Annotated in this window: 15 protein-coding genes; 1 reads left to right on the forward strand and 14 read right to left on the reverse strand. The window is 56.0% G+C overall.

What is annotated here, in order from left to right; all coding sequences use genetic code 11:
- Nucleotides 1-515: 515 nt before the first annotated feature.
- The 6 genes from EYC79_RS08485 to EYC79_RS08510 form a co-directional block, all read right to left on the reverse strand.
- The gene (locus EYC79_RS08485) at nucleotides 516-1,586 is read right to left on the reverse strand and encodes an ABC transporter ATP-binding protein (RefSeq protein WP_130977676.1); all 1,071 of its coding nucleotides are present in this window, start codon (nucleotides 1,584-1,586) and stop codon (nucleotides 516-518) included.
- Nucleotides 1,583-2,512, reverse strand: a complete 930-nt coding sequence (locus EYC79_RS08490) for a PfkB family carbohydrate kinase (protein WP_113180441.1) — start codon at nucleotides 2,510-2,512, stop codon at nucleotides 1,583-1,585. Before EYC79_RS08490 ends, EYC79_RS08485 begins: the two co-directional genes overlap by 4 nt.
- Nucleotides 2,513-3,535 (reverse strand): SIS domain-containing protein, encoded by a 1,023-nt coding sequence (locus tag EYC79_RS08495; RefSeq protein WP_130977677.1) that lies wholly within the window; start codon nucleotides 3,533-3,535, stop codon nucleotides 2,513-2,515.
- Complete coding sequence (locus tag EYC79_RS08500; protein ID WP_113225220.1) at nucleotides 3,532-4,377, reverse strand: carbohydrate ABC transporter permease; 846 nt, start codon at nucleotides 4,375-4,377, stop codon at nucleotides 3,532-3,534. Before EYC79_RS08500 ends, EYC79_RS08495 begins: the two co-directional genes overlap by 4 nt.
- On the reverse strand, nucleotides 4,377-5,270 hold the full coding sequence (locus tag EYC79_RS08505; RefSeq protein ID WP_130977678.1) for a carbohydrate ABC transporter permease: 894 nt from the start codon (nucleotides 5,268-5,270) through the stop codon (nucleotides 4,377-4,379). The genes EYC79_RS08500 and EYC79_RS08505 overlap by 1 nt, the downstream gene beginning before the upstream one ends.
- A 77-nt stretch (nucleotides 5,271-5,347) precedes the next feature.
- Nucleotides 5,348-6,586, reverse strand: a complete 1,239-nt coding sequence (locus tag EYC79_RS08510; protein ID WP_113225218.1) for an extracellular solute-binding protein — start codon at nucleotides 6,584-6,586, stop codon at nucleotides 5,348-5,350.
- Nucleotides 6,587-6,807: 221 nt separating this feature from the next.
- On the opposite strand from EYC79_RS08510, the gene EYC79_RS08515 reads away from it, so the two are divergent.
- Nucleotides 6,808-8,004, forward strand: coding sequence for an ROK family transcriptional regulator (locus EYC79_RS08515; RefSeq protein WP_130977679.1), 1,197 nt, complete (start codon nucleotides 6,808-6,810; stop codon nucleotides 8,002-8,004).
- A 1,174-nt stretch (nucleotides 8,005-9,178) separates the two neighbouring features.
- On the opposite strand, the gene EYC79_RS08525 is transcribed toward EYC79_RS08515, so the two are convergent.
- The 8 genes from EYC79_RS08525 to pcaQ all read right to left on the reverse strand — a co-directional run bounded on the left by EYC79_RS08525 (nucleotide 9,179) and on the right by pcaQ (nucleotide 17,250).
- On the reverse strand, nucleotides 9,179-9,430 hold the full coding sequence (locus EYC79_RS08525; RefSeq protein ID WP_113265662.1) for an immunoglobulin domain-containing family protein: 252 nt from the start codon (nucleotides 9,428-9,430) through the stop codon (nucleotides 9,179-9,181).
- 125 nt (nucleotides 9,431-9,555) lie between these two features.
- Complete coding sequence (locus EYC79_RS08530; RefSeq protein WP_130977680.1) at nucleotides 9,556-10,260, reverse strand: TfuA-like protein; 705 nt, start codon at nucleotides 10,258-10,260, stop codon at nucleotides 9,556-9,558.
- A complete protein-coding gene (locus EYC79_RS08535) occupies nucleotides 10,257-11,480 on the reverse strand; it encodes a YcaO-like family protein (RefSeq protein ID WP_165456984.1) in 1,224 nt (407 codons plus the stop codon). Before EYC79_RS08535 ends, EYC79_RS08530 begins: the two co-directional genes overlap by 4 nt.
- 32 nt (nucleotides 11,481-11,512) lie before the next feature.
- Nucleotides 11,513-11,731 carry a hypothetical protein gene (locus EYC79_RS08540; RefSeq protein WP_111846552.1) on the reverse strand — a complete coding sequence of 73 codons (219 nt, stop codon included), beginning with the start codon at nucleotides 11,729-11,731 and terminating at the stop codon, nucleotides 11,513-11,515.
- A 30-nt stretch (nucleotides 11,732-11,761) separates the two neighbouring features.
- The gene (locus EYC79_RS08545; protein WP_130977681.1) at nucleotides 11,762-13,717 is read right to left on the reverse strand and encodes a DNA-binding protein; all 1,956 of its coding nucleotides are present in this window, start codon (nucleotides 13,715-13,717) and stop codon (nucleotides 11,762-11,764) included.
- A 51-nt stretch (nucleotides 13,718-13,768) separates the two neighbouring features.
- Nucleotides 13,769-14,230: a helix-turn-helix domain-containing protein gene (locus EYC79_RS08550; RefSeq protein WP_130977682.1), complete on the reverse strand. Its 462-nt coding sequence runs from the start codon at nucleotides 14,228-14,230 to the stop codon at nucleotides 13,769-13,771.
- 400 nt (nucleotides 14,231-14,630) lie between these two features.
- The gene (locus tag EYC79_RS08555) at nucleotides 14,631-15,635 is read right to left on the reverse strand and encodes a GGDEF domain-containing protein (RefSeq protein WP_245495227.1); all 1,005 of its coding nucleotides are present in this window, start codon (nucleotides 15,633-15,635) and stop codon (nucleotides 14,631-14,633) included.
- Nucleotides 15,636-16,317: 682 nt separating this feature from the next.
- On the reverse strand, nucleotides 16,318-17,250 hold the full coding sequence (pcaQ, locus tag EYC79_RS08565; RefSeq protein WP_130977684.1) for a pca operon transcription factor PcaQ: 933 nt from the start codon (nucleotides 17,248-17,250) through the stop codon (nucleotides 16,318-16,320).
- Nucleotides 17,251-17,328 lie beyond the last annotated feature (78 nt).

Below are 17,328 nucleotides of genomic sequence, written 5' to 3' on the forward strand. Positions count from 1 at the left end.
AGCGGCTGCCGCGTGATCTTCAGGTCGAAGGCTGAGGCAGCCAAAGCAAGCTTGATGGCAACACCGCCGCTAACAGCGTGCCTGGAGTCAAATCGGCATCAATCGATGCAGCGGATCCGCATCCAACGTCTCTGTCCAAGGCTCCTGCCGTCGAATTTATGGTTCAGTTATCCTCCGGGACCACCTTGGACGGAGTGTTGACCCTCTTCTCCCTTTGTATCCTGTCGTTCGATTTGACTTCTTCAAATTTCTACTCAGAACCGACGGCACGCGCTGGAGCGTCAGAGAAAGCTATCGGCACGGCAGATGGTTACATTGCAGCCACCGCGGCAGCAAACGATCTCGATTTCGCGACTCGCGAAGCAAGCCGCTTGATGGCCGCTGGGCTAAAATTGGCCCAGCTCTGGTCCACGTAACTATCGTCTGCTTGAAGAAGATACGGGTGCAAAGTCCTTGTCGAACTGCAACGCTAGCCGCGATGACGCCCTGGCAGGATCGAGCAGCAACGCGAACGCTCAGCCATATCGCAACCCGGTTTCCGAATTGAAGAGGTGAACAGTCTCCTGATCGAAGAACAGCCGGACCTCGTCTCCGCGGGCGAGAGCTGATCTTGGCGGCAGGCTCGCCGTCACATTTTGAGTGCCAACGGATGCGGTGACGACTAGCTCAGGACCGGTTAACTCGGACACATCACAATGAGCGGTAATCATGCTGCCGCTCCCGGTAAGCGATAGTGCCTCCGGTCGTATGCCAAGGATGAGCTTCTGTCCCTCCCCAAATGCATTGTTGAGTGATGTCGGCAGAGGCATTTGGGCGTCTGCACCATCCACCGCCAGAGCCCCATTTTTGACGGTAACCCGTAGTAGGTTCATCGGTGGTACGCCGACGAAGGTGGCAACATACAGGGTGGCGGGCCGATCATAGATTTCTGCGGGTGTGCCTAGTTGCTCGATGCGCCCATCTCTCATCACAGCAATACGCGTGGCTAGCGTCATCGCCTCGATCTGGTCATGCGTAACGTATACCACCGTGGTGTTCAAAACCTGATGTAGGCGCTTCAGCTCGGTGCGCATTTCCATGCGAAGTTTGGCGTCTAGGTTGGATAGTGGCTCGTCGAAAAGAAAGACCTCAGGCTTTCGTACCAGAGCACGGCCGATTGCTACGCGCTGACGCTGGCCGCCGGAGAGCTGAGCTGGTTTACGATCTAGCAGAGGCTCGATTTGGAGCAATTTTGCAGCCTCGTTGACGGCCTTGTCACGTTCGTGGACGGGAACTTTACGCATCTCGAGGCCAAACCCAATATTCCGCCGCACAGTGAGATTTGGGTAGAGCGCATACGATTGGAACACCATTGCGATGTCGCGATCTTTCGGATGCACGCCCAGAACGGAGCATCCTCCAATCAGAATGTCGCCACTGGACGCCTCGGCTAAGCCGGCAATGATGTTTAGAAGCGTTGACTTGCCGCAACCAGAGGAACCCAGAAGGACGAGAAACTCACCGCTTTCAAGCGAGATATCTACGCTTTTCAGGGTCTCAATTTCTCCATAGGACTTGCGGATATTGTTGATTTGAAGCGAGCTCATGCAACGGCCTCCTCGGAAGCAAGCGGGCCGCCGTAGTGGCGGGGACGGGTGGAAATCGCCCGGGACGCGACTTGGGTACCTGTGACTAAGCAGGCTTCAATCGATTTGTAATTGGCAAGCGCGGCTAGAAATGCAGCGTTGAACACATCTCCCGCGCCGATCGTATCGACGACCTCAACCCTCGGAGCTGCTATAGTCGTCAGCAAACCTCCTGGGCCGACAGCTATGGCACCATCTGCGCCGCGCTTGACGATGACAATGCCATCAATGGGCATGGACGACCGAATCTTGCGAGCAGCCTCGATCGGATCATTAAGGCCAGCTAGCGTCGTCGTTTCAACTTCATTTAACAAAGCAATCCCGCAGCGGGACAGCCAGCCTAGAGTGGCAGTGCAGTTCTCTTCGGTCCAGCCTTCCAATGGCCAGCCCGTGTCGAGTGCAATGGTAATGTCGTGCGACGCCGCCCAGTCGAAGAGGGTGTAGTAATCACGAACGAGGTCGTCTGTCAGGAACGAGCCGCAGACCAATGCAAGTCCGCCCGCCATCGCGCCACCATCGATGGTTTGCATTACGTCGGAGATGCCGAACCGAGGCAGGTGCCCGCGTGTTGTAAAGAAGGTCCGCTCGCCATCTGGATGAGTGATACCAACAGATAGAGTGGTTCGCTCGGAGCGTACCGACCATTTCGCAGCACGATGCCCAAAGGTTTCACGCAACCAACTGCCGTATTGGTCACTGCCGACGTTGGCAGCGATCGAAAACTCCACGCCCATTGCCGCCCAGGCCAACGCACTGTTGCCAGCGCTGCCGCCGACACGAAGTTCGTCGTGATCAACGATGATTTCAGTGCCGGCCTTTGGCCACGGCGCCGCGGGACCAAGAATGAGGTCGACGTTGACGTTACCGATGACTGCAAGCGGTCGCATTCATTCGCTCCTGGTAATCTTGCTCGAGCGTACAGGTGTACCGGCATCATCGACACGTGCCTCGGCGAAATCGATCATAAAGCGCTGTGCCGTTGGAAGCATTGCGAATATGGCGGCTAGCCCTGTGGTGGGCCGAAAGGAGATGGACACGGTGCCAGCGACAGGTTCATTGCCCGACGTGTCAAATATGATGACGGGAGCACCCGTATTGACCGCAGAGACGGCCATCGCTGTGACTAGGCCCGCAGTGCTGTCGTTTCCACGAAAAAGAACAACGCCAATATCGGGGCCTAGCATTTCCATGGGGCCGTGCCGCAACTGGCCGCCTTCAAGGGAGAAGCACGGCAGACGGGACAGTTCGGTGAGTCCGAGTGCAAGCGCTTCGGCAAGACCTTGTAGGCGACGGCCGGAAGTAACGACGGCGTTCACCGTGGTAAGAGCATCAAGCGCGGGGATGATATCAGGCGCCTCTGAAGCATCAAGCACAGCGAGAGCAGCGCTTGGATCTGCACCCAGTGCCGTGAAAATGGCGAGATGCAAGCCAAAGGTGATCATGAGACTGCGGGTTGCCGCAAAAGCGAGTTCAGTCCCACCAACTCCAATTAGCGATGTCACCGTCCGTGCTAGGAACGAGGCCCCTTCCAAGGTAAGCCCAAATGTATCGGCGTTGCCGCCAGTCTCCCTGAACCAGCGAACGACCTCGGCGCTTTCGCCCGACTGCGAGGCGACAATAACGGTGCGCTCTTCGAGAGAAAGCGGCTGGCCCAGCTGTTCTGAAAGGGGCAGCGCGATGGCTTCGATACCGAGTGCACGATAAAGCGGTTCGACAGCACGGCCGACGGCGTGCGATCCGCCCATGCCGAGCAAAAGCAGTTTCTTTGTCTTTCTCAGCGATGCGGCAATGGTCCGGGCTCCGGTCTTCGCGGCATCGTATGAGGCCAGAGTGTCGGCATGCTGTCGAGCCATTTCGCGATCGATAGCCAAAAGTCCTTTAGGTCTGCTTATATGATTAGGCATTGTCATCCTTTCACGCCACCGCTAGTAAGCCCCGATATGAGGGCGCGTTGCATGACAAGACCGACCAGCACTGGCGGCAGGGCAGCGAGCACGCCAGCGGTTGCAATCAGTCCATAGTCGGAGACACGGCCGCCCGCGAGATCGGCGATGGCAACAGTTAGTGTCTTGGCGCGTTGGTCGGAAGTGAACAGCAACGCATAAAAGAACTCGTCCCAAGCCAATAGGAAGGCAAATAGCGCGGATGTCGCCACGACGGGCAAAGCGAGAGGTAGAGTGATAATCTTCAGGGTTTGAAACAGGCCAGCACCGTCGATCATGGCCGCCGCCTCGATCTCCTTAGGGATGGAATCAAACCCAGATTTCATCAGCCAAGTTGTGAAGGGTGCGAGAATCGTAAGGTAGACCAGTGCAAGGCCGAAGACGTTGTTGAGCATGCCGAGACGGGCAAGCCCCATGTAGAGTGGCACAGCCAGAGCGACCGGCGGCAACATGTAGGTGGCGATCACCATTGTCAGCGACCAGCCTACGGTGGGCGTTCTTGAGACGGCCCAGCCGGCCGGAATGGCAAGCGCGATAGCGGCGATAGTTGCCATTGCGGCGACCTCAATACTGTTGATCAGCGACGACGTGAACGCCGCACCAGCACTGTTTTCCATCGTTGACAGCAACACACGGTACCGGGAGAAGTCTGGAGTATGCGGCCACCACCGCAACGGCTTTGCGGCGAGATCGGCAGCTGGCGAGATGCTCATGATAAAAAGCCAGAAGACCGGCGCGAGAATAACAGCTGCAAGTAACAGAGCGCAAATGTAGATGAAGATATTGAAGAGAGGGCCGCGACGTTCCATCAGCTCGCGCTCCCTGCGCTCCCTGCGCTCTTGCGAACCAGCATTGCGTAGGCGGCGGCGAGCAGAGTCACCAGCAGCGTAACGATCAGTGCTAGAGAGGCACCGGACCCGGCTCGCTGAAACGAGAAAGCCTCCTGGTAGACGAGGATTGAGAGCGTGCGCGTGGAATTCGCCGGACCACCACGGGTCATCACCCAGATAATGTCGAATACTTTAAAAGCTTCGATCGTGCGCAGGACTAAAGCCACCATCAAGGGGCCAGCAATGTACGGGAGGATCACGAACCGAAATCGCGAAAACGGTCCGGCACCATCTACTAACGATGCAGCTGTTATATCGCGCGGCACGGCCTGCAGCGCGGCAAGAGCAATTAGCGCAACGAGTGGAAAATTCTTCCAGCAGTCGGCGACAATCAAGGCTGCAAGCGCAGAGCCGGGCTCGCCGAGCCACGAGCGATACGTGTCGAGCAATCCGAGCTGGGTGAGCATCGCATTCAGAGCGCCATATTCGGGATTATAGATCAGCCGCCAAAGGGTGGCATTAACCACCGTGGGCAGCGCCCAAGGGAGGATCATCAGCGCACGTAGTATCGTGCGGCCGTAAAAGTCCTGGTTCAGCAGCAGGGCAGCCAGGACACCGATCACCATCTCCGCAGTCACCGAGACGATAGCGAAAATCGCGGTTGTTGAGAGAGTGCGCTGGAAATTCGAGCTGGAGAGCATTTTGACGTAATTGTCGATACCGACAAAGTTGCCTGCGGTGCCGACAAGCTTTGCATCAGTGAAGGATAAGGTAACAGTGTCGATTAATGGCCACCCGATCACGGCCATCATCATCATCAGCAGGGGCAGCATCAAAAGCCACGCACGGGTGGTCATCCAAGTGCCGGACATTGGGCGCCCTTTCCATTCATCGGTACGACGACGGCAAGCCAGGCGGCAGTATCGTCCGCCTGGTCGTTGTAGATTGCTTAGAGGCCGCTGTTTTCAGCTGCTGTCTTCAGCGCGTCCTCGGGGGAAGACTGTCCGAGAAGCGACTCCTGGATCGCCTGTTGAAGAGCGGTCGAGAGCTCCTGATATTTCGGCGTCGTCGGCCGAGGATACATTGCGGCGAGACCAATTTTCGCGGCGGAGATCAGCTCTTCCTGGCCTTTGGTGACAGCAGGGTCATCGTAAGAGGACGCCCAGATTGGCAGGCTGAGCTTGGAATACTGGTTCTGCGTCGCCTGAGAGGTCATGAACGTAATGAATTTCCAGGCTTCGTCAGGATGCTTGCTGGCAGAAGTGATGCCAAGGCCCATGGAGCCATTGACTGCGGACGCCTCACTCTTCCCGGCAACGCCCGGAGCTGCAACGACACCGACCTTGCCAGCAACTTTGCTGTCTTTGGGGTCGTTCGCCATGTTGTACATGTAGGTCCAATTAAGCGCAAACGCGGCATCGCCGTTCTGAAAGACTTTGCGGACATCCTCTTCGAGAAATTCTTTTGAGTTCGGATTAGTTAGCCCGGACTTGTAGCTGGCAACCATGTAATTCAGGGCGTCAAGACCGCCGCCCGTCTGGAAGTCTGGTTTCCCGTCCTTCAGGAACTCGCCTTTGTAGGCGCTGACCAGCGTCGTGTAGTCGCAGATAGCCGCTTCGGCCTGAGCCCAGCTCCATGCAATCGGGGTATTCAGCAGGCCCTTGTCTTTGATTATTTTGGCCTGCTCATTCAGCTCGTCCCAGGTCTTCGGCGGCGCTTTAATGCCAGCCTTTTCAAGAATCTCTTTATTGTAAAACAGGTACTTTGTGTCGAGGATCCATGGCATCCCGTAATATTTTCCGTCGTTCTGAACGGTGGTCCAAGCTCCCGGCAACACACTCTTCTTCGTGTCTTCGGAGATGCGCGAAGTGACATCTACGAGAACGTCGTTAGACGCATATTCAGCCGGCCAGATCACGTCAAAAAGAACGACGTCGTATCCGCTTCCAGAGCCCTGCGCCAGCACTGTCTTGTCGTGCAAGCCTTCATAAGGAACAAACTCCAGATTGACCTTGATGTCAGGATTGGCCTTGCTGAAGGCCTCTGCCATCGCGCGAACATCAGCTTCGCTGTATGCGGCCTGCGCCATGAAAAGTGCGTTGATATTAGTCTCGGCAAAGGCACCCGGTGCAAAAGATGCGCTGAGCAGTGCAGCGCCAAGCAGGGTCTTCTTCAATGAGTTCGACATTTAGCCAGCCTCCAGTTTTTTTGCATTCACGCGTTTACCGAGGGCGGCTTCAAGTCGCCTCCAGTCGTTAAGGCACCCTTTGTTGGATACCGATATCGGATCGCCGCGGAGCCGCTTTTGGCTCTTCGCATTCCCCAAGGACTCTCCGGTCCCTTATTAAGTCAATTGCATTGACTTTATATCTTCTTCAATATCCAAGTGGTGTCAAGGGGAATTGCTAGATGCATGATAGACGACCGATCCGTGCCAAAAGCGGGACCAACCAAGAAGGAACAAGTGCGCACAACCGAAGGGTGATTGTCGACGCGTTGCGCCTCAATGGCGCTCTTTCACGCGCTGATCTTGCACGTGCCACCAGGTTGACGAAGCAAACGATATCCAACATCGTCGACGAACTTGAGCGAGATGGGCTGGTGAGTGCGCAGGGGGTTATCCGAAGGGGCAGGGGGCAGCCGTCGACTCCCTACAGTCTGGTGCCGGAAGGTGCTTTCGCTATCGGTCTTCAAATCGATCGTCACGTTACTCGCGCACTCGCAGTCGATCTGTTGGGTACAATCCTCACCCGTGCAGAAGCGCCACTTCCAGCTAATGGACCTCAAGGCGGCGTGAAGGTTATCTTAGATCTTATTGAAACCGTGAGGCGAGATCTGCGCCTTCTAGTCCGTGATTCAGAGCGTCGCTTAGTTGGTCTCGGCGCTGCAATGCCGGGACCCTTCGGTTTGGAAACCGCTGTTGACGATCCGTGGATGATGTCTGCATGGCAATCTTTTCCTCTGCTGGAAATGCTGGCGGCAGGCACCGGGCTTGAAGTCGGGTTACAGAACGACGCGGCAGCCTGTGCTCAAGCGGAGCGAATGGTGGGCGCCGCCCACGGACTCGACCATGCTGTCTGCCTCTATCTCGGCTACGGTATTGGTGCCGGTCTCATTCTTGGTGGCGAGCTTTACAGCGGTGCAAATGGCAATGCAGGCGAAATCGGTATGGCACTGTTGTCGCCGGGCGGTCGGGCTTCGCCTCTTGAACATCGTGCTTCGCTCGCTGCACTTTATCAGCATCTCGAAATTGATCCGGCTGATCCCGGAGTTTACGCCGCGGTGAATGAGCTCGCCGCGACAGATGACCGAAGGATCCAGTTCTGGTTAGAAGAAGCCGTGACAGATCTTCGTTGGAGCATTCACCTCATCGAAACAATTTTCGACCCACAAACTGTGATCCTTTGTGGTGGCACCCCGGAGGTGCTTGCCCGTCGCTTGATGGAAGCGATGGAACCGCTCATTCCGTCTCTTTCTCAGCGGTCCGGGCGCCGTGTTCCGAGGTTTCAACTCGGGATAACAGATCCATGGGCGGTGGCGCTTGGTGCTGCAGCCGAGCCGATCAGTCGCGCCTTTGACCCGCGGTTTTCGGCCATTCTCAAGTAAGCGATTTAGAGACAGGATGTCTTAATTAGCGAACGGTGCTGACGCAATTCCCCCAAGGACTCCAAGCTAGCCACTCTAAGCTGAGGCTCAACCCCTTCCTCGGCTGGTACCAGTGTTGCGGCATGCGGCGAAGGATGCATGAGCTTGTGGCATCGGAAGCGGAGGGCGTTTTCGGTGCTTCCCACAATCACTGCTGCATGCACGTGCGTGGCTAGCAAATTTGGCTCGTATCTGCACTTCGATTGGATCCTATGACGCAGTCTTTGCGGGACACACCCGCTCGCGGGTGAGGCGATTATGGTCACGATGAACCGCAGGGAGTTCGACGGGTGCCCGGCTTAAGGGTGGAAGACTGGACGAACCAGGGATGACCGCTGGTGTCGGTGGGATATGTGCCGCAGCTCATTCTGCGGGAGATGAGCTTCTTTCTCTTGGCCTTAAATATGAGCGGCGCTTCCTGTACGATAAGAAAGAATTTAAAGGGAGCTCATCACGATCTGGCTAACGACAGATTTTGGCGCGCATGTCCGAGAATACCAAAAAATGTAGGGGTAGACGCAAACTCAGTTCGCCGCGCGTTGCTGTACCGGGGAATGCTTCATCGTCGATCTGGAGCACGGAAAACTCAGTTGTCAGCTCGAGAAATCCCTGATCGCGGCCCGAACGGTCGGACTTAACCGCGGCGACCTTTATTCGGTAACGTATTCGCCCTTCTGACGGACGACGATGACCTCGACCACCTGCCGCACTTTTCTTGGTCGGATACGACCTTGACGACGATCTACTAAAAGTTGGTCTGTCGCGCTTATCGGACCAGGGTGGCGTCACCCGCTAGTATGACGCAGAGTGGGAAAAGCGGGCCTCTGCCGTCCCCAGTCGCTGATGATGCCAATGCGCGCCGGTGGCTCCGGGGCAGACCGGGTCATGCCTTGGCTCGCGAGCCTGCTGTTGGAAACCCACCTCTCTGAATCGGCCAGCAGCTCGAGGTCTCGCCTCAGAATGCCGTTGGTCCCCTGCTGCGCGTCGGCCACGATACGGCAGGCACCTTCTCGATTGGTGAGCCGCGAAGGAAGGGAAATCATTTCCGCATTGTCGATGACGGGGCACCACTCGAGTGCATCATCGACGAGCTGCTGTAGCGACCATTCTTGATCGGCGAGCGTAGACAGCGTAGTTAGTGAGATGCCCCAGAGATGACGCTTGCGGTATACTCCCCCTCATCGCTGGCTTCAGTCTTATCCACTCCGCGTTTTCTGATCTCTTCCACCAGCGAACCTAAAGCCAAATCGAGGCAGTATGTCGAAAATTCGAGGTCAAGATCCTTGGCGCTGTTGCGCGCATAAGTCACAAGCCGTGCAATCGAAACCAGCTCGGGTGCGATATCACCGTCCTGGTCGGTGTCTTTCTCATGAGCGTCTAGTGCCATCATCAATCCTTCATTCCAAATCAGTTTTCTACGTCGAAGGATAAATTAGAAGTTATCGAATTGCGCGTGACATAGGCGTGACACAGCTTGGAGTGCCGTGCAGGGTCGGGCTACAACCGGCGTCGCTAGAGGATTTTTCGCCACTGCCTTGTCGAGGCGAAAGTCCAGTCCGTAGGAACTTGCACTCGCCTGTCGTCAGCCGCCGCTATGGCTTTCAGTAATTCCAGCGCGTCAAGCCGTTTCTGATTGATAGCATTTGTCCGCAACAATACTGTCAGGCTTTCTCGCGATAAATGGTCCGGTAGATTGGCATTGGCGACGATTGCCCGGTAAGTCCGCTCCTTAAAGAATATCATTTCGGCGCTTGTCCGGAGGCTGTCGTAGTCGGCGTGGTCAAGTTCACGCCGCAACAACAGGTCGTCAAGGGTTGCCAAGACGTTCACCAAGGGCTCGGACAGTGACACGTAGTTCATCTCCCTCGGGCCGTGGATTTGCGCGACATCGGAATCATCAACAAGTTCGCCACTAACATAACGGCTATAAATCTTGCCAATCCCGATCATTCCAAATGCGGCACATTCAGCAGCCCTCAAAGCGCCCATACTGCTTGAGCCATAGACGCGAACGCCCTGTGAGAGAGAAAATAGGATTTCCTTGTGCCAGATAGGGGCCACATCTTCAAAATTCCCGTCGATCAAGCCGATTACCGTTGCGCCGTCAGTGACAGCAGCCAGGATATCTGTGTGCTTGGCCGGGCCGCGGACTTCTACATTCGGCGGTACCAGATCTACTGCTTCCGGAAGCGTGGGGCCGACGAAGACAATCTTCATAGCGAAAACAACGCCTTCGATATACCTCGGACCCCAAAACGTCTTTTTCGCTCCCCTGGCGGATTTTCAAGGTCAGGCACTAAGACTTTGGCGACTGAGAATGGAAAATCCGGCGGTGTCAGCGGAGCGACAACGACAGAGCCCACAGATGCAGTTTCAAGATGCTTGAGCACGGTTTCGAACATGTCTTCCAGTGGTCCAAGGCCTACCGTCTTGCGGGGAGGGAGGGGTCTCGGCTCGGCGTTAAAATAGTTCCGAACTTCCTGCGGTAGGGGCCGTTCGAACGTCTCTGGATAGATGTCGTCCCTTGCGCCGCCGATATAAGTCAGGCGGGATTGAATCGCTTCCGTAATTGCCCGGATTGCGGCTCGCGCGGGATCGAGATGCGCACCGCTTCCCTTGGTCACGTCGATGAAGCGCGAATTGCTTCTTGATGTGAGTGAGGCCGACCCCAAAAACGCTACGAAACAGGCGATGCCGATGTCGCTCGTAATGTCGAACAGCCGAAGTTCTAGACCTGCCTTTTCAATTTTACTGACGAGCCCATCTATGATTGGATCCAGAAGGCTGCGAGGGTCGAGGCAGGTCTTAAGGCGCTGATCTGCGTTCGCTATATTCCACAAAGTTTCTGCATCGCGCTCGATACGTTCCAGGACTCCATGGAAGCTCGCTTCTAAGAGTGTATTTCCAGATGCTAGGCCATCCGAAGACTGCCAGAACCTAACCACCTCTGGAGTACGATCCAGGATGACAGCTTCATAGGGAACCCAGGTTTCAACTTTGGATAAAACATCTCTTGCCCGAACCCATGTTAGCATCTCGTCGTCGGCTATGTCGTTCTGACCTTGGGCGATGAGACCCACGAGGTTATCGACCACCCGCCCTTCCAGTTCGAGGCTCGCTTGTGTTGCAGTGATTGTGTCGATCGATGGACTGCCGGCGATGGCGCGCTCGAGCGCCTCCATCGTTGCAGACACTTTAGCATCAGCATCAGTGATACCCTTGCCGTGATGGATGACGATCGAGCGAGCGTTAGGAGTAACTGCGCTCCAGACGGGAACACCGATATTGTCGAGACCAGTCAATCGAGATACGCGAGTGATCCCGTAGCGTGGGAGGAAGGATGCGACGCGCTTGAGCGTCTCCTCTGGCGTGCAGATACGCGCCGAGTAGGTGGCAGAGCGGGCCTCAGGAAGGTACGGCATCTGATCGTTTAACATCACTGTCTTCCGAGGCCGCATCGTTGGCTAGCTTATCCGTCGAGATGACCGGAGAAGGCGTCGTCTGCCGATTTCACGGAGACAGCGAAATCCACGCCTTTGATGATCGTAGCTCCGCTAGCCCGGAGTTTACCCGCTGCCTCCAGCGCGCTTCCTGCCGACGGCTGAAAGGGCTTAACAGTTCCTGCATCAAGATCTGCAACCCATAGGCCAGTCTCACCTGGCGCTCCGATAACGACGATTCTTGCCATGCTAAAAATCCTTCTTTTGGCTCATTTGCTTCAAAAGCCTGCGCTTCGCAGGCCATCACGGTAGTGATCTTTCTGCCATTGCTCCTTGAACGGCACGGCGGTCAGCCAAGTATCCACATCGAAGTCGGGATTGGTTTCCCGAGCCTTGCGCACGAAGCTCTTCGCCCTTTTTTGGTCGCCAATCATCGCCCAGCTTGCGGCGGAGAGGCGGTTAGCGAGCCCTCTGTCGGCCATGCGCTCGATATAGGATAAGGCTTGCTCGTACTCTTCGAGGCAGTAGGACGCGCCGGCTGCTGTCCAAAGGTAGACATCGGGGCTCAAGGGGTTGAGCTCGATGGCTTTTTCGATTTTCTCGAGTGCTAGGCCGGGCTTCGATGCATGGACAAGGGTGTCGGCGTAGTCCGCGGTGACATCGGCATAATGGGGGCTGAGCGTCTCGGCCAACTCCAAGGCCTCAACGCTTTCATCAATGCCGCCTAAGAGCATCTTAGCAACACCGAGTTCTCTGTAGCCGCCGACCATGTCTTGGCCAGCCGCGATCGCTTTGTTAGCATGTTTCTCGGCTTCTTTCAGAAGTTGAGCGTCTCCACGTGCCGTGATTAGCCATTCCCTTGAATAAGTTCGAGCGATACCGCTCAATGCTGGCGCGAAATAGGGAGAGTGATTGAGCGCTGCTCGAAATTCTTTGCGTGCACGGCGAATATCTGGAAGACCAAGGTTCTTGAGATGTCGCTGTCCGAGGAGGTAATGGTGGTATGCGGTCGGGCTTTGCTCGAAATATTCCCGCGCCAGCTCGTTGCGCTCTATTTCCCCGGTGATCGCCATGGAAATTCGGCGAGCTATCTGACGCCGCTGGACGGCCAGACTGTCTTTTTCCATGTCGTAACGGTCCGCCCAGATGACCTCATCGTTTGCGAAGTAAACCAACTGCACGAAGAGGCTGCATTGGGTGCCCTGGCCTGAAAGCCTGGTATCGAGCACGTAGGAGATGGAATGCTGCGCGATCGTGGTGGCCTTATCCGACTGCCGGCTGATCTGGGCGGCCGTGTAGGGAGCGACCACAGACACCGAGGTCAAGGAACATAGCGCGATGGTGACGTCCTCAATGAGTGCGTCAGCGAAAGGGAGCAGAGGCTGGCGACCGGCAATGCTCTCCACTGGCGGCAGGAGTACAAGCCTCGGCATGGGGCGCTTGAGGCCTGTGTTTGCTTTAGCGCCCAACTGGTCCCCAATTCCTTGCTGCGAAACGGCAAGGAGAGTGCGCTGCTTCTCAAAGACCTTTTTGACGACATTCAGGGCATGGACATCGGGATCGAGCGTCAGGTTACCCCACAGCTTCTGTTTCTGGCCTTCGTAGATGTTTCGGAAGGCCTCTACCTTGCCCTCGGTGGAATAGGTCTCCGCAAGCAAGCTGACGATCATCTCGTCATCCGGGTCGTGCTGAAATATGCGCAGGGCCGCATCCTTGACGAGCGCGATATCTTGCGCAGATTTCGCGATCGGTATCGCAGTGATTAAGGCTTTCCGCAATCGGGAGAGGTGTTGTACCCTCTGCTGTCCAATCCAGGCTGACAGTGCGGCTCCTGTGCTGTCGACGTTTTCGAGAAACGCATGACTGAAGAGTCCGACTAACGAGCGCAGATCAATCAGTGCGTCCGAAACAGGCGGGGCTTCCAATCCCGCAATGTCGCAGTCGATAGCCTTAGCATTGAGCTTTACATCGGAAGCAGTGATTTGAACGAATTGATGACCCAATTCATGCTGGCGGCCGTCGATCCTCGATAATGACTTGCGCATATTGGTATATGCCTGCGCCGGCTCGACCGCGTCCCATAGCAGCTTCGACAACGCCGTCCGCGATTGGGCACGTTGCGGGTGGACAAATAGGTAGGCAAGGATGATTAAACCCTTCTCGGAGAAGGTAACAGCATTCCCCGAAGGATCAACGAGCCGAAGTTCCCCAAGTGTCAACAACCTGAACGCCATTGATCCCCACTACAGTTCCGTCATGGTTGTCCAAAACCCCAGATCTGCGACCTAGCTGTTCAACCTAACTTCCACCGATGAACGCCCTTCAGGGGCAATAGGAATAAGCTCGTCCATCTCGGCCATAGCCTTGACGAGCGCCACAATCTTTTGGCGGACGGTTGCATCGGGAATTTTTAAAAACGACTGGTTTAGGGCCATGCCCTCGCGGGATTGAAGAAATTGCGAAACGTAGTTCATCGTCGTGAAATCTCCGATGCCTGCCGTGGTGACCAGTTCTTCACTCTCTTGGTAGAAGAAGAAGCTTGGCGGGACGCCGAGGACATTTGCGATCTTTTGCAGACGGCTTGCGCCAACACGGTTCGTGCCCTTCTCGTATTTCTGGACCTGTTGAAACGTCACTCCGAGTTCGTTCGCCAACTGCGTCTGGCTCAACTTCAGCATCATACGACGCATGCGGATACGACCGCCCACAAACACGTCGATCGCATCGGGACTTCTCTTGTGGACCATGGATGAACTCCTAATACGAAAAGTTTTATAGTTCCGAGAAACGACGTCGGCGTCCCTCGGGAAACGCGCGTTTATGCTACAGCTTGTATTGAAATTCAGTACAATTTCAATCTCTGGTGTGCACACATTTAAGAATTCAACAAGATTACTTAACTCTAGCAAACGCTGCTCTGACGCCCTGAATGAAAATGCAGGTGATGGATTGCTGTCGTTGGCCGCGGGCACGCCAAATTTCTTGGATTGAAGACTCAGGGTAACGGGCGCCGTTGTGGCAGTTCTGTGAGACGGGAACTCAGCTTGGGGATCTGGTTCGAAAGCGATCGCTTAAAGATGAGCACGGAGTTGGTCCATGTTCAAGGTGCTCATCCCAAAGAGCTACATCGTGGGATGACTTCTCGTCCTAGACTGCCCGCAATTGATGAGGCGACGGATCGGCTGAGGGGTGCAGCAGCAATTCGTTTGGCTTTGCGGTCTCAACGCGATTCCGTCCAAGGGCTTTTGCGCGGTAGAGCGCGCTATCGGCGCTTGCAAGCATCCCGGAGAGGTCGTTGCAGTCCGGCGCCGCAAGGCCGATACTGACTGTGGCGCGAGTCTTCAAGCCCTCTGCCCGAGCGGCTTCTTCGGCGAACCGGCTTGCGATTGCTTGGCCGCGACTGAGAGCTTGAGAATGGTCGCACAATGGCAGAAGCGCAGCGAATTCCTCACCGCCCAAACGGACAAGAAGTGCGCCCGGGCCTGCTTCTTTGCTGGCGGTGTCGGCGAACAGTTGCAAAACCTTATCTCCGGTTGGATGTCCATGACGGTCGTTGATTGCCTTGAAGTGGTCGAGGTCGAAGGCGAGCAGTGAGACGGGGTCACCTTGCCGCTCCCGCAGCATCCGAGATGCCTGCTCGAAAAAGGCGTGGCGGTTCGCAAGTCCAGTCAGTTGGTCGGTTTGTGACATACGGAGCAGGTTGAGCTTTTCCTCCTCTCGGATAATCATCAAAAAGGACATTGGCATCGCCACCGAGTACAAGACAGCCTCGTACATCGTCGCCTTCCCGATGATGGAGATCATATCTTGCCCGTAGCGCTCAATGAGAACAGGGGCAATGAACGCTCGGGCAAAATAGAACAGGGCATGGAAGGCCGAAATCGTTACTGCGACCGGACGGGAGGGCAATCGCTGCACAGTGCGGCTGCGCAGGAGCATCCATGCCGTCAGTCCGCAGGTCAGAGCGATGGGGATAGACGAGACATGGTTCCAGAATGCGGCCGGGAAGTGCGTGCCAGCGATTGCCCAAGCGATGGCTAGGAAGCTCAGCGCTGCGACGGACGAGCAGAAATGCCGTTGACCATCAAGCCCGGCGACTGCGTTAAGGACCAAGAGGTATCCTGACATCATCAGGATGTTGATCGCCGCCATACCGAGCACGACTGGAAAGTGGCTGCGGTTCATTGCGAGCACGCACCCGAGAACGAACGCGAAGAGTGCCGCGGCCAGAACACCAAGCACACGTGCGCGACCTGGATGGGCCTGCCTTTCCCAAAGGAGAAGCGAGGCTGACACCAGCAGCGTTCCGACGGTCAAGTACCAAAGGGTTTGTAAATCGATCTGCATTGCTCTGCCTGCCTTACGTCAAAGCCTACAGGGTGGTCTCTATAAGATTCCTTACGTCGTCTCGTATATCGCGGATATGGTTGGCGTAACGTTAAGCGTGCTGGGTGTTAAAATTAAATCTAGGGATGTGTTCAGGCGGAAGGGTTTTGCGGCTGATTGAATGCGGCCGTCGACGGGCCTGCCTGGCGAGAGTAGATGGTCAGTCAGATCTCGGAACGGTCCATATCGCAATATTTCGCGGCTCCACCAACAAAGTAGCTAGGTTGCCATGCCAAGCCGCTCGATAAGGTCGATTTAGCTAGACGTCGAGAACGTTCTCCCCATCTGTGCATGTTTCATGAAGCTGGAAGACGTCGCCCGCGAAGCGCTCGCGGTACCTTTACACGTGCTTAAACAATCGTTGCCGGCACGTGCCGTGAACAACTATTCATCCGATAAATAATCCCACTTTAGCGGTTTGATCCCAGGCAAGCGGTCTTGGTTCAGATCACGCCATCCGCCCAATAGTCGCAGCCCTGCGAATTGCCTCGATCATGAGGGCGAGCGAGGTGAACACAGCAGTATCCGTCCGCATTGTAAGCCCTACGGGGCCGCTAGTATCGGAGGTGTCAAAGGGCAGAATCGCAAGTGCGCCCGCTGCGACGTCGTCGACGACTACACCTTCTGAAATGATCCAGATGGCGTCGCTCATGCGGACATAGGCGCGTCCAAACGAGTCTGAGACTGTTTCGATCTGCGTCTTCGGCATCGCCACGCCCTGTGCGATCAAAAACTGTTCGACGATTGGGCGGATCACCGAATTGCTGGTCGGCATCAAAATTGGGTAATTTGAAAGCTCGGTGAAGAGATCGGCCTTGCCTGACAGCAGTCGATGGCCGGGACGAACGACAAAGACAACCTGCTCCGAGTAGAGGTGCTCGAAGCTGAGGCCTGTCATTTTCTCCGGTGTGGCAAGCCTGCCGACTACAAGATCAAGGTCACCCTGGCGCAATTGCTCAAGCAGGATGGCGTTTTCTCCAGTGACAATCTTAATGGGAGCCTGCGCTGCCTCAGCGAGAAAGTGCGTCATGGCCTCGGGCATGATGCGCGCCGATACCGTCGGCAGTGCGCCGATGCGCACCGGCGGGTCGGTATGCGCCGCTTCCCGTGACACAGCGTCTACCGCCTGGCGAAGGGCGGCCATCGTGGCGCCCGCATGGCGCAGGAAGATATCGCCGAGGCGCGTCGGAAGAATACCGCGACCTTCGCGTTCGAAGAGTGCGACGCCTAACACATCCTCGAGTTCTCGCACCGTTTTGGTGACTGCCGGCTGGCTGATATGCAGCACGTTGGCAGCTCGCATGACGCTCTTTTGTCGCGCCACCTCGATAAAGGCTTGCAGATGCCGGAGTTTGATACGTGGATCGATGAGAGAAGCCATAACCACCAAGTTATGAGAAATGCCGAAAATCTCATTTTACTTAACCAGCGCGATCTTGCAATCTCCGCACAAGAGGAG

It is taken from the genome of Agrobacterium cavarae, assembly GCF_004310285.1.
Lineage (GTDB): Bacteria > Pseudomonadota > Alphaproteobacteria > Rhizobiales > Rhizobiaceae > Agrobacterium > Agrobacterium cavarae.